Source organism: Klebsiella sp. R445 (genome assembly GCF_051131755.1).
Lineage (GTDB): Bacteria > Pseudomonadota > Gammaproteobacteria > Enterobacterales > Enterobacteriaceae > Klebsiella > Klebsiella lignicola.
On the sequence record NZ_CP180446.1, the window covers coordinates 2,546,844 to 2,559,276 of the forward strand.

A 12,433-nucleotide genomic window follows, 5' to 3' on the forward strand; every position below is an offset into this window, starting at 1 on the left:
CCCATGCTTTCGCATGAGGTTTTCTTGTTGATTTGATGCCTGGCAGTTCCCTACTCTCACATGGGGAGACCCCACACTACCATCGGCGCTACGGCGTTTCACTTCTGAGTTCGGCATGGGGTCAGGTGGGACCACCGCGCTATTGCCGCCAGGCAAATTCTGTTACCAGGATGCTAAAAGCACCCCAGTTAATCTGTATCAGGCTGAAAATCTTCTCTCTGCTCACCAAAACAGCTTTGGCGTTGTAAGGTTAAGCCTCACGGTTCATTAGTATCGGTTAGCTCAACGTATCGCTACGCTTACACACCCGACCTATCAACGTCGTAGTCTTCAACGTTCCTTCAGGACTCTCAAGGAGTCAGGGAGAACTCATCTCGGGGCAAGTTTCGTGCTTAGATGCTTTCAGCACTTATCTTTTCCGCATTTAGCTACCGGGCAATGCCATTGGCATGACAACCCGAACACCAGTGATGCGTCCACTCCGGTCCTCTCGTACTAGGAGCAGCCCCCCTCAATTCTCCAGCGCCCACGGCAGATAGGGACCGAACTGTCTCACGACGTTCTAAACCCAGCTCGCGTACCACTTTAAACGGCGAACAGCCGTACCCTTGGGACCTACTTCAGCCCCAGGATGTGATGAGCCGACATCGAGGTGCCAAACACCGCCGTCGATATGAACTCTTGGGCGGTATCAGCCTGTTATCCCCGGAGTACCTTTTATCCGTTGAGCGATGGCCCTTCCATTCAGAACCACCGGATCACTATGACCTGCTTTCGCACCTGCTCGCGCCGTCACGCTCGCAGTCAAGCTAGCTTATGCCATTGCACTAACCTCCTGATGTCCGACCAGGATTAGCTAACCTTCGTGCTCCTCCGTTACTCTTTGGGAGGAGACCGCCCCAGTCAAACTACCCACCAGACACTGTCCGCAACCCGGATTACGGGTCTACGTTAGAACATCAAACATTAAAGGGTGGTATTTCAAGGTTGGCTCCACGCAGACTGGCGTCCACGCTTCAAAGCCTCCCACCTATCCTACACATCAAGGCTCAATGTTCAGTGTCAAGCTATAGTAAAGGTTCACGGGGTCTTTCCGTCTTGCCGCGGGTACACTGCATCTTCACAGCGAGTTCAATTTCACTGAGTCTCGGGTGGAGACAGCCTGGCCATCATTACGCCATTCGTGCAGGTCGGAACTTACCCGACAAGGAATTTCGCTACCTTAGGACCGTTATAGTTACGGCCGCCGTTTACCGGGGCTTCGATCAAGAGCTTCTCCTTGCGGATAACCCCATCAATTAACCTTCCGGCACCGGGCAGGCGTCACACCGTATACGTCCACTTTCGTGTTTGCACAGTGCTGTGTTTTTAATAAACAGTTGCAGCCAGCTGGTATCTTCGACTGATTTCAGCTCCATGAGCAAGTCACTTCACTTACCATCAGCGTGCCTTCTCCCGAAGTTACGGCACCATTTTGCCTAGTTCCTTCACCCGAGTTCTCTCAAGCGCCTTGGTATTCTCTACCTGACCACCTGTGTCGGTTTGGGGTACGATTTGATGTTACCTGATGCTTAGAGGCTTTTCCTGGAAGCAGGGCATTTGTTACTTCAGCACCGTAGTGCCTCGTCATCACACCTCAGCGTTAACAGAAGTCCGGATTTACCTAAACTTCCCGCCTACATGCTTAAACCGGGACAACCGTCGCCCGGCTAACATAGCCTTCTCCGTCCCCCTTCGCAGTAACACCGAGTACAGGAATATTAACCTGTTTCCCATCGACTACGCCTTTCGGCCTCGCCTTAGGGGTCGACTCACCCTGCCCCGATTAACGTTGGACAGGAACCCTTGGTCTTCCGGCGAGCGGGCTTTTCACCCGCTTTATCGTTACTTATGTCAGCATTCGCACTTCTGATACCTCCAGCAACCCTCACAGGCCACCTTCAACGGCTTACAGAACGCTCCCCTACCCAACAACACATAGTGTCGCTGCCGCAGCTTCGGTGCATGGTTTAGCCCCGTTACATCTTCCGCGCAGGCCGACTCGACCAGTGAGCTATTACGCTTTCTTTAAATGATGGCTGCTTCTAAGCCAACATCCTGGCTGTCTGTGCCTTCCCACATCGTTTCCCACTTAACCATGACTTTGGGACCTTAGCTGGCGGTCTGGGTTGTTTCCCTCTTCACGACGGACGTTAGCACCCGCCGTGTGTCTCCCGTGATAACATTCTTCGGTATTCGTAGTTTGCATCGGGTTGGTAAGTCGGGATGACCCCCTAGCCGAAACAGTGCTCTACCCCCGAAGATGAGTTCACGAGGCGCTACCTAAATAGCTTTCGGGGAGAACCAGCTATCTCCCGGTTTGATTGGCCTTTCACCCCCAGCCACAAGTCATCCGCTAATTTTTCAACATTAGTCGGTTCGGTCCTCCAGTTAGTGTTACCCAACCTTCAACCTGCCCATGGCTAGATCACCGGGTTTCGGGTCTATACCCTGCAACTTAACGCCCAGTTAAGACTCGGTTTCCCTGCGGCTCCCCTATACGGTTAACCTTGCTACAGAATATAAGTCGCTGACCCATTATACAAAAGGTACGCAGTCACCTGACAAATCAGGCTCCCACTGCTTGTACGTACACGGTTTCAGGTTCTTTTTCACTCCCCTCGCCGGGGTTCTTTTCGCCTTTCCCTCACGGTACTGGTTCACTATCGGTCAGTCAGGAGTATTTAGCCTTGGAGGATGGTCCCCCATATTCAGACAGGATACCACGTGTCCCGCCCTACTCTTCGAGTTCACAACGTGTGCATTTTAGTGTACGGGGCTATCACCCTGTACCGCCGGACTTTCCAGACCGTTCCACTAACACACGCGCTGATTCAGACTCTGGGCTCCTCCCCGTTCGCTCGCCGCTACTGGGGGAATCTCGGTTGATTTCTTTTCCTCGGGGTACTTAGATGTTTCAGTTCCCCCGGTTCGCTTCGTTAAGCTATGTATTCACTTAACGATAGTGTGTCGAAACACACTGGGTTTCCCCATTCGGAAATCGCCGGTTATAACGGTTCATATCACCTTACCGACGCTTATCGCAGATTAGCACGTCCTTCATCGCCTCTGACTGCCAGGGCATCCACCGTGTACGCTTAGTCGCTTAACCTCACAACCCGAAGCTGTTTCGTAAAACAGTTCGCATTGCGAAAATTTGAGAGACTCGAACACACCGCTTTTCCTTTCTTATTACGGAGAAAGGAAACAGTGTGTCGTTTCAATTTTCAGCTTGATCCAGATTTTTAAAGAGCAAAACTTCGCAGCATACCTTTTCAGGTACACTCTGAAGTTTTCTTGTTATTCAGCAGTAAAGGATGGTGGAGCTATGCGGGATCGAACCGCAGACCTCCTGCGTGCAAGGCAGGCGCTCTCCCAGCTGAGCTATAACCCCATCGTAATACTCATCTCTCGTACCGGTAATTCAGACTGAAACAAGGCGTGGAAGGACGAAGCATACTGACGTATGCGAGTCGTTTCACAACGCAGTATCAGGATGAATTTGGTAGGCCTGAGTGGACTTGAACCACCGACCTCACCCTTATCAGGGGTGCGCTCTAACCACCTGAGCTACAAGCCTGCAGAGATGTTTTACTGCTTATTTTTCATCAGACAATCTGTGTGGACACTACAAAGGCAGGTTCTTTCAGGTAAGGAGGTGATCCAACCGCAGGTTCCCCTACGGTTACCTTGTTACGACTTCACCCCAGTCATGAATCACAAAGTGGTAAGCGCCCTCCCGAAGGTTAAGCTACCTACTTCTTTTGCAACCCACTCCCATGGTGTGACGGGCGGTGTGTACAAGGCCCGGGAACGTATTCACCGTAGCATTCTGATCTACGATTACTAGCGATTCCGACTTCATGGAGTCGAGTTGCAGACTCCAATCCGGACTACGACATACTTTATGAGGTCCGCTTGCTCTCGCGAGGTCGCTTCTCTTTGTATATGCCATTGTAGCACGTGTGTAGCCCTACTCGTAAGGGCCATGATGACTTGACGTCATCCCCACCTTCCTCCAGTTTATCACTGGCAGTCTCCTTTGAGTTCCCGGCCGGACCGCTGGCAACAAAGGATAAGGGTTGCGCTCGTTGCGGGACTTAACCCAACATTTCACAACACGAGCTGACGACAGCCATGCAGCACCTGTCTCAGAGTTCCCGAAGGCACCAAAGCATCTCTGCTAAGTTCTCTGGATGTCAAGAGTAGGTAAGGTTCTTCGCGTTGCATCGAATTAAACCACATGCTCCACCGCTTGTGCGGGCCCCCGTCAATTCATTTGAGTTTTAACCTTGCGGCCGTACTCCCCAGGCGGTCGACTTAACGCGTTAGCTCCGGAAGCCACTCCTCAAGGGAACAACCTCCAAGTCGACATCGTTTACAGCGTGGACTACCAGGGTATCTAATCCTGTTTGCTCCCCACGCTTTCGCACCTGAGCGTCAGTCTTTGTCCAGGGGGCCGCCTTCGCCACCGGTATTCCTCCAGATCTCTACGCATTTCACCGCTACACCTGGAATTCTACCCCCCTCTACAAGACTCAAGCCTGCCAGTTTCAAATGCAGTTCCCAGGTTGAGCCCGGGGATTTCACATCTGACTTAACAGACCGCCTGCGTGCGCTTTACGCCCAGTAATTCCGATTAACGCTTGCACCCTCCGTATTACCGCGGCTGCTGGCACGGAGTTAGCCGGTGCTTCTTCTGCGAGTAACGTCAATCACCAAGGTTATTAACCTTAATGCCTTCCTCCTCGCTGAAAGTACTTTACAACCCGAAGGCCTTCTTCATACACGCGGCATGGCTGCATCAGGCTTGCGCCCATTGTGCAATATTCCCCACTGCTGCCTCCCGTAGGAGTCTGGACCGTGTCTCAGTTCCAGTGTGGCTGGTCATCCTCTCAGACCAGCTAGGGATCGTCGCCTAGGTGAGCCATTACCCCACCTACTAGCTAATCCCATCTGGGCACATCTGATGGCATGAGGCCCGAAGGTCCCCCACTTTGGTCTTGCGACGTTATGCGGTATTAGCTACCGTTTCCAGTAGTTATCCCCCTCCATCAGGCAGTTTCCCAGACATTACTCACCCGTCCGCCGCTCGTCACCCGAGAGCAAGCTCTCTGTGCTACCGCTCGACTTGCATGTGTTAGGCCTGCCGCCAGCGTTCAATCTGAGCCATGATCAAACTCTTCAATTTAAGTTTGATGCTCGTGAATTAAACTTCGTAATGAATTACGTATGTTCACTCAGAGACTTGGTATTCATTTTTCGTCCGAGGACGTTAAGAATCCATGTCACTTTGAGTGCCCACACAGATTGTCTGATAAATTGTTAAAGAGCAGTGCGACGGCGCTTAGCGCTCTGTCGCGAGGTGGCGTATATTACGCTTTCCTCTTTCAGAGTCAACCTCATTTTTCAGAAGTTTTTCTCTTTCCGACCCGGCTTACTCTGTGAAGTTGTTCACATTTGCCGTGTCAGTGGGAGCGCATTATAGGGAGTTCTCTTTGGATGGCAAGCGCTAAAATACAAAAAACTTATCAAGCGCTCATTATTTAAACGAAACGGTTATTCTAGCGCTGGCCTGATAACAAAGAAACCCAGATACCACGCGGCCTGCAGACGTATTCACACTATTTCGCCTCGCAGACAAAAGAACAGGTTATCCTTGCTGCTCCCGGTTCCTCTCTCATTGCCATCCATACCCATACATATATAGCAAAGGAAAACGCCCTTCTGCGATGGTGAATTAAGCAGCGGCTTTGACGCATGACAAAGCGCCCGCCACCGACACCTTTCTATAATCAGGCCCGTTTCTTCATGACTGGTGTGAATCTATGGCTTATCAACTGAACATTAACTGGCCCGAGTTTTTAGAGAAGTACTGGCAAAAGCAGCCGGTAGTGTTAAAGCAGGCTTTCCCGAACTTCGTCGATCCGATTACCCCGGACGAGCTGGCTGGCCTGGCCATGGAGCCGGAAGTCGATAGTCGCCTGGTAAGCCTGGTCAACGATCAGTGGCAGGCCAGCAACGGGCCGTTTGAACATTTCGACGGTCTGGGCGAGACCGGCTGGTCCCTGCTGGCCCAGGCGGTGAACCACTGGCATCTGCCTGCCGCGGAACTGGTCCGCCCGTTCCGCGTTCTGCCGGACTGGCGCCTGGACGATCTGATGATCTCCTTCTCGGTCCCCGGCGGCGGCGTGGGTCCGCATATCGACCAGTATGATGTCTTTATTATTCAGGGAATGGGCAGCCGTCGCTGGCGCGTTGGGGACAAGCTGCCGATGCGCCAGTTCTGTCCGCACCCGGCGCTGCTGCATGTCGATCCTTTCCCACCGATCATCGATGAAGATCTGGAACCTGGCGATATTCTCTATATTCCACCGGGATTCCCACACGATGGCATCACCCACGAGACCGCGCTGAACTACTCGGTGGGCTTCCGTGGCCCTAATGGCCGCGACCTGATCAGCAGCTTTGCGGACTATGCGCTGGAAAACGACCTCGGCGGCGAACACTACAGCGATCCGGCCCTCACCTGTCGTGAACATCCTGGCCGGGTAGAAGAGTACGAACTCGAACGCCTGCGCACGATGATGATCGACATGATTAACCAGCCGGAAGACTTTACCCAGTGGTTCGGCCGCTTCGCGACCACGCCACGTCATGAGCTGGACGTCGCCCCGGCGGAACCGCCGTATGCTGAAGATGAAATAGTCGATGCGCTGGCCGGCGGGGAAACCCTGTGCCGCCTGAGTGGACTGCGGGTGCTGCATATCGGCGACAGCTTCTTTGTGAACAGCGAGCGTCTGGAAACAACCGATGCTCAGGCGCTGGACGCCCTGTGCCGTTACACCACCCTGAGCCAGCAAGAGCTGGGCGATGCGCTGCAGAACCCGGCCTTTGTGACGGAACTGACGCGCCTGATCAACCAGGGCTACTGGTACTTCGAAGAGTAATTCCGCCGCACCACCGCCGGATCGCCGGGAGCCCGGCTTCCGGCGGTTACAACTGCTGCGTTGGTAACGTCAGGATAAACCGCGTTGAGCGGCTGTCGGATTCCACCGCCACGCTGCCGTGATGGGCAGTCACAATAGACTTCACGATCGCCAGGCCGATCCCACTTCCCTCGCCGCTGCGCTGGCGGGACGGGTCGACGCGATAGAAGCGATCGAACAGCCGGGGCAAATGCTCGGCGGCAATCGGCTTACCGGGGTTTTCCACCACCAGCGTCACCTGCCCCTGGCGTTCATGGATATGGATCGTCACCGCCTGCTGAGCCGGGGTATAACGAATGGCGTTCGACAGCAGGTTACCAATCGCCCGGCGCAGCATCAGCGGATCGCCGGTCACCCACCCGGCGCTCCCGCTCAGACGCAGCGTCACCGCCTGCTCTTCGGCCCACGCCTCGAAGAAGTCGAACACCTTATTGACCTCATCCACCAGATTCATGGTTTTCTGCTCGGGAATCAGCTGGTTATTGTCCGCCTGCGCCAGAAACAGCATGTCGCTGACCATCCGCGACATTCGCGAGAACTCTTCCAGATTGGAGTACAGCACCTCTTCCAGCTCTTTCTGATTACGAGTCTGGCTGAGGGCGATTTCGGTTTGCGTCACCAGGTTGGTGATCGGCGTGCGGATCTCATGGGCAATGTCGGCGGAGAAGTTCGACTGGCGCGTAAAGACATCCTCAATACGTTCCAGCATATGGTTAAAAGAGAGCACCAGCCGTTCCAGTTCAACCGGGACACGACCGGGATCTAAACGCACGTCGAGATCTTTCGAGGTGATGTTCTGAATCTGCCGGCTGACCTGGCGAATGGGTTTGTGCCCCTGATAGACCACGAACAACACAATCAGGATGATAAGCAGGCTGATCACCGACGCCGCCGACACCAGCTTCGCCTTCAGCTCATTAATATAGTGCAGATGGAAATCGATCGATAAGGCCATCAGCAGGTGATACGCCGGTTTGCCATCCGCCTGCTTGCCGAGCGGCAACATAATCAGCCGCCAGGCGCGGGTCTGCAGTTGATGATTATCATGGGTCATGACCTGCGGGTGCGGGTCGGTCCACGAGATCACGCTCCCGTCCTGCAGCTGCGCCGCCAGCCCCGGAGTGCGCAGAATATGGCTCAGGTCCGGGCCATTTGGCGACTGGAACAGGATCGTGCCGTTGGCATCATCCAGACAGATAAAGACATTGGCATAGCCATCGATAACGTTTTTCAGGATTTCCAGCCGTCGCGCCTGCGCGTCGTCGCCATGATTGAGCACCGTTTCCAGGGTGGTCGCCAGCTGCTTTAAGTCGTGAACGTCGCGTTCTTCAAAGTGCGCTTTGACCGAGTTGATCATTATCCAGGTGAACGCAAAGAACGCCACCACCGTCGCCAGGCTGATAAAAAAAGTCAGCCGGGTCGCCAGCGAAAACGGCCGCTGCAGCCACTTACTCGCCATCCGGTACCTCAAGCATATAGCCGACGCCGCGCACGGTCTGGATAAGCTTCGGCTCAAAATCATTATCTATTTTGGCCCGCAGCCGCTTCACCGCCACGTCGATGGCGTTGGTGTCGCTGTCAAAATTCATATCCCAGACCTGGGAGGCAATCAGCGACCGGGGCAACACCTCCCCCTGATGACGCAGGAAGAACTCCAGCAACGTGAACTCTTTGCTGGTCAGGGTGATCCGCGCGCCGCTACGGGTTACTTTGCGGCTGGGCAGGTCGACGAATAAATCCGCCGCCTGAAACTGGTTTTCGACGATCGCCGACGCCCCGCGCCGCAGTAGGGTTCTTACCCGCGCCAGCAGTTCGGCAAACGCGAACGGCTTCACCAGATAATCATCCGCCCCCAGCTCCAGCCCCTTGACCCGGTGCTCGACGGTACCCAGCGCCGTCAGCAGCAGGACCGGCATGCTTTTCCCGGCGGCGCGCAGCATTCTGACGATATCCCAGCCGTTCACATCCGGCAGCATAATGTCGAGGATCAGCAGGTCATAATCGCCGGTCATCGCCAGGTGATAGCCGTTCAGGCCGTTATCGGCCAGATCAACGACAAAACCGGACTCCGTCAGCCCTTTGGTCAGGTACTCACCGGTTTTTTTCTCATCTTCGACGATCAAAATCTTCATGACATGCTCCTTCACGCGCCGTTTGTGCGGGTTTCCAATTCTAGTGGAGAGCGACCGGATAGCAATGAATTCTCAGGAAAATGACAGCTTTGTCATTCTCCTGTCACGCGTCGAACAGAGGCGGTTTTGTAAAGTACCAGCCATTCAATCATCGCCAAAAAATGTCCTGCCCTATGCGCACATTAAAGCTCATCACGCTCAGCGTGGTCTTTGCTCTGACCGGCTGTCTCTCGCTGGCACCAGAGTACCAGCAGCCGGCCTCGCCGGTGCCGCAGCAGTTCTCGCTCAGCCAGAACAAACTGGTCGCCGCCACTGCCCACTATCAGGATACTGGCTGGCGGACGTTTTTCGTCGACCCGCAGGTCAAATCGCTGATTGGCGAAGCGCTGCTGAACAACCGTGATTTGCGCATGGCGACGCTCAAGGTTCAGGAGGCGCGAGCGCAATATGGCGTCACCGACGCCGACCGCTACCCGCAGCTGAATAGCGCCGCCAGCACCACCTACAGCGGCAAACTCAAAGGCGATACCACCACCAACAGCGACTATCAGGCCGGGCTTAACCTCAGCTTCGATCTTGATTTCTTCGGCCGACTGAAGAACTTAAGCGAGGCGGACCGGCAAAACTATTTCGCCAGCGAAGAGGCCCGCCGGGCGGTCCATATCCTGCTGATTTCCAATGTGTCGCAAAGCTATTTCAACCAGCGCCTGGCCTGGGCTCAACTACAGGTGGCCCGGGAGACATTGCAGAACTATCAGCAGTCCTACGCCTTTGTGGAGAAACAGCTGCTGACCGGCAGCACCAATGTGCTGGCGCTGGAGCAGGCTCGCGGGGTGATCGAAAGCACCCGCGCCGATATCGCCAAACGTGAAGGCGAACTGGCGCAGGCCAACAATGCGTTACAGCTGCTGCTCGGCAGCTATCAGCATCTGCCCGATGACGCGGCCAGCAGCCTGCTTGATATCAACGGCGTGGTCTTACCGCCCGGGCTGTCGTCGCAGATCCTGTTGCAGCGCCCGGATATCTTAGAAGCCGAGCACGGTTTACGCGCCGCCAATGCCAATATTGGCGCCGCACGCGCGGCATTTTTCCCGTCGATAACCTTAACCAGTTCGTTATCCAGCAGCAGCACCGACCTATCGCGCTTATTTAACCCCGCCAGCGGGTTGTGGAATTTCGTCCCCAACATCGAGCTGCCGATTTTTAACGCCGGGCGCAATCAGTCCAACCTCGATCTTGCCGAAATCCGCCAGCAGCAGTCGGTGGTGAATTACGAACAAAAAATCCAGACCGCGTTTAAAGAGGTCGCCGACGCCCTGGCCCTGCGCCAGAGCCTGGCCGACCAAATCAGCGCCCAGCAACGCTACCTCGCCTCGCTGCAAATCACGCAGCAGCGGGCAAGAACGCTCTATCAGCACGGGGCGGTGAGCTACATCGAAGTGCTGGACGCCGAGCGTTCGCTGTTCACCACCCGGCAAACCTTGCTGGACCTCAACTACGCCCGTCAGGTCAACGAAATCACACTCTTCACCGCCCTTGGCGGCGGATGGGTGGAATAACTTTTTACTTACTCTCAGGAGCATGAATCATGAATCAGGTCACGAAAACGATCGTTTTTGGCTTTCTTTCCGCAGTGATGTTTAGCGCCCAGGCCGCTGAGCACCAGCATGGCGACATGATGAACAGCCAGCCCGCCGCGCAGCAGGCGCAGGCCATCAGCGCCACCGGCGAGGTCAAATCCATTGATATGGAAAGCAAAAAGGTCACCATCGCTCACGATGCCATCCCGGCCGTGAACTGGCCGCCGATGACTATGCGCTTCACTATTACCCCGCAAACCCAACTCAACGATATTAAAACCGGCAGCAAAGTCGCCTTTACCTTTGTGCAGCAGGGCAACCTCTCCTTATTACAGGACATCCATCTCGCGCAATAACGGCCCACGGAGATAACCACCAATAACGTTGATATGGATAAAGATATGGCATCGTTCACCCGCAAAAACAGTGCGCTAATCATCGGCAGTATGCTGATTGGCGGTCTTATCTCCGCAGGCCTGTATCGCTATTTTTCGCCCCCCGCCGTAACAGGCAGCGCGGCGGCGAGCGGCGAACACGCCGCCCGTAAAGTCTTGTTCTGGTATGACCCGATGTACCCCAACACCCGTTTTGATAAACCGGGAAAGTCGCCGTTTATGGACATGGACCTGGTGGCAAAATATGCCGATGAAGACGCGGCGTCGTCCAGCACGTCCGGTGTGCGCATCGACCCGACGCAAACCCAAAACCTGGGCTTAAAAACCGAACCCGTGCGCCGCGGGCCGCTGCATTTCTCGCAGCTGCTTCCGGCGAGCGTCAGCTTTAACGAATATCAGTTTGTCATTGTCCAGGCGCGCTCGGCGGGGTTTATCGACAAGGTTTACCCTCTGACCGTCGGCGATAAAATCCGCCAGGGCACGCCGCTGGTCGACCTGACCATCCCGGACTGGGTCGAAGCCCAGAGTGAATATTTACTGCTGCGGGAAACCGGCGGCACCGCCACCCAGGTGGAGGGGATCCTCGAGCGCCTGCGCCTCGCCGGGATGCCGGAAGAGGATATCCGTCGCCTCAAAGCGACGCGCAAAATCCAGACCCGCTTCACCCTCAAAGCACCCATCGACGGCGTGATAACCGCGTTTGATTTACGCAGCGGGATGAACATCACCAAAGATAACGTGGTGGCGAAGATTCAGGGGATGGACCCGGTGTGGATCAGCGCCGCGGTGCCGGAATCTATCGCCTGGCTGCTCAAAGACAGCTCGCAGTTTACGATCTCGGTCCCGGCGTGGCCCGATAAGACCTTCACCATCAGCAAATGGACCATTTTGCCCAGCGCCGATGCCGAGACCCGTACCCTCCAGCTGCGCCTGCAGGTGGACAACCCGGATGAAGCGCTGAAGCCGGGAATGAACGCCTGGCTCCGGCTGAGCACGCAAAGTCAGCCGATGCTGCTGATCCCTTCTAAAGCGCTGATCGATACCGGCACCGAACAACGGGTGATCACCGTCGATAGCGACGGGCGCTTCGTACCGAAACGCATCGACGTCTTCCAGCAATCCAACGGCATGACCGCGGTGCGTAGCGGCCTCAGCGAAGGCGAGAAAGTGGTCTCCAGCGGCCTGTTCCTGATTGATTCAGAAGCCAATATCTCCGGGGCGCTGGATCGCATGCGCGCGCAGACGCCTGCCGCAACACCGGCAAGTACGGCACCGGCGGCACACGTCCACTGAGGAAA

At 55.3% G+C, this 12,433-nt stretch carries 6 protein-coding genes, 2 tRNA genes and 3 rRNA genes; 4 read left to right on the forward strand and 7 right to left on the reverse strand.

Annotated features, from left to right (window positions below; translation table 11 throughout):
• Positions 1 to 37: 37 nt before the first annotated feature.
• The 5 genes from rrf to ACMYSN_RS11925 form a co-directional block, all read right to left on the reverse strand.
• Positions 38 to 153 (reverse strand): 5S ribosomal RNA (gene rrf / locus ACMYSN_RS11905).
• 93 nt (positions 154 to 246) lie between these two features.
• Positions 247 to 3,151 (reverse strand): 23S ribosomal RNA (locus ACMYSN_RS11910).
• Positions 3,152 to 3,357: 206 nt separating this feature from the next.
• A tRNA-Ala gene (locus ACMYSN_RS11915) sits at positions 3,358 to 3,433 on the reverse strand.
• Positions 3,434 to 3,542: 109 nt separating this feature from the next.
• Positions 3,543 to 3,619, reverse strand: a tRNA-Ile gene (locus tag ACMYSN_RS11920).
• A 71-nt stretch (positions 3,620 to 3,690) separates the two neighbouring features.
• A 16S ribosomal RNA gene (locus ACMYSN_RS11925) occupies positions 3,691 to 5,230 on the reverse strand.
• The 16S, 23S and 5S rRNA genes sit together here with 2 tRNA genes alongside, the layout of an rRNA operon.
• A 637-nt stretch (positions 5,231 to 5,867) precedes the next feature.
• Here ACMYSN_RS11925 and ACMYSN_RS11930 point away from each other — a divergent pair.
• Positions 5,868 to 6,989, forward strand: a complete 1,122-nt coding sequence (locus ACMYSN_RS11930) for a ribosomal protein uL16 3-hydroxylase (protein ID WP_462498109.1) — start codon at positions 5,868 to 5,870, stop codon at positions 6,987 to 6,989.
• A 46-nt stretch (positions 6,990 to 7,035) separates the two neighbouring features.
• Here ACMYSN_RS11930 and ACMYSN_RS11935 read toward each other — a convergent pair whose 3' ends face one another.
• Both ACMYSN_RS11935 and ACMYSN_RS11940 read right to left on the reverse strand, forming a co-directional pair.
• Complete coding sequence (locus ACMYSN_RS11935) at positions 7,036 to 8,487, reverse strand: Cu(+)/Ag(+) sensor histidine kinase (protein ID WP_462498110.1); 1,452 nt, start codon at positions 8,485 to 8,487, stop codon at positions 7,036 to 7,038.
• Positions 8,477 to 9,160 (reverse strand): copper/silver response regulator transcription factor, encoded by a 684-nt coding sequence (locus ACMYSN_RS11940; protein ID WP_123757962.1) that lies wholly within the window; start codon positions 9,158 to 9,160, stop codon positions 8,477 to 8,479. Before ACMYSN_RS11940 ends, ACMYSN_RS11935 begins: the two co-directional genes overlap by 11 nt.
• Positions 9,161 to 9,333: 173 nt before the next feature.
• Between ACMYSN_RS11940 and ACMYSN_RS11945 the strand changes: the two genes are divergently transcribed.
• The 3 genes from ACMYSN_RS11945 to ACMYSN_RS11955 are packed head-to-tail and all read left to right on the forward strand — an operon-like array spanning position 9,334 to position 12,428.
• On the forward strand, positions 9,334 to 10,719 hold the full coding sequence (locus tag ACMYSN_RS11945; protein ID WP_462498111.1) for an efflux transporter outer membrane subunit: 1,386 nt from the start codon (positions 9,334 to 9,336) through the stop codon (positions 10,717 to 10,719).
• Positions 10,720 to 10,748: 29 nt separating this feature from the next.
• Positions 10,749 to 11,096 carry a cation efflux system protein CusF gene (gene cusF / locus ACMYSN_RS11950; protein ID WP_123757960.1) on the forward strand — a complete coding sequence of 116 codons (348 nt, stop codon included), beginning with the start codon at positions 10,749 to 10,751 and terminating at the stop codon, positions 11,094 to 11,096.
• Positions 11,097 to 11,141: 45 nt separating this feature from the next.
• Entirely contained in the window at positions 11,142 to 12,428 is a 1,287-nt protein-coding gene (locus ACMYSN_RS11955) for an efflux RND transporter periplasmic adaptor subunit (RefSeq protein ID WP_462498112.1), read from the forward strand.
• The last annotated feature ends 5 nt before the right edge of the window (positions 12,429 to 12,433 follow it).

Bases quoted from the DNA above. Each gene is read 5' to 3' on its own strand.
- ACMYSN_RS11930 (WP_462498109.1), top strand. From the start codon at position 5,868: ATGGCTTATCAACTGAACATTAACTGGCCCGAGTTTTTAGAGAAGTAC.
- ACMYSN_RS11935 (WP_462498110.1), bottom strand. From the start codon at position 8,487: ATGGCGAGTAAGTGGCTGCAGCGGCCGTTTTCGCTGGCGACCCGGCTG.
- ACMYSN_RS11940 (WP_123757962.1), bottom strand. From the start codon at position 9,160: ATGAAGATTTTGATCGTCGAAGATGAGAAAAAAACCGGTGAGTACCTG.
- ACMYSN_RS11945 (WP_462498111.1), top strand. From the start codon at position 9,334: ATGCGCACATTAAAGCTCATCACGCTCAGCGTGGTCTTTGCTCTGACC.
- cusF (WP_123757960.1), top strand. From the start codon at position 10,749: ATGAATCAGGTCACGAAAACGATCGTTTTTGGCTTTCTTTCCGCAGTG.
- ACMYSN_RS11955 (WP_462498112.1), top strand. From the start codon at position 11,142: ATGGCATCGTTCACCCGCAAAAACAGTGCGCTAATCATCGGCAGTATG.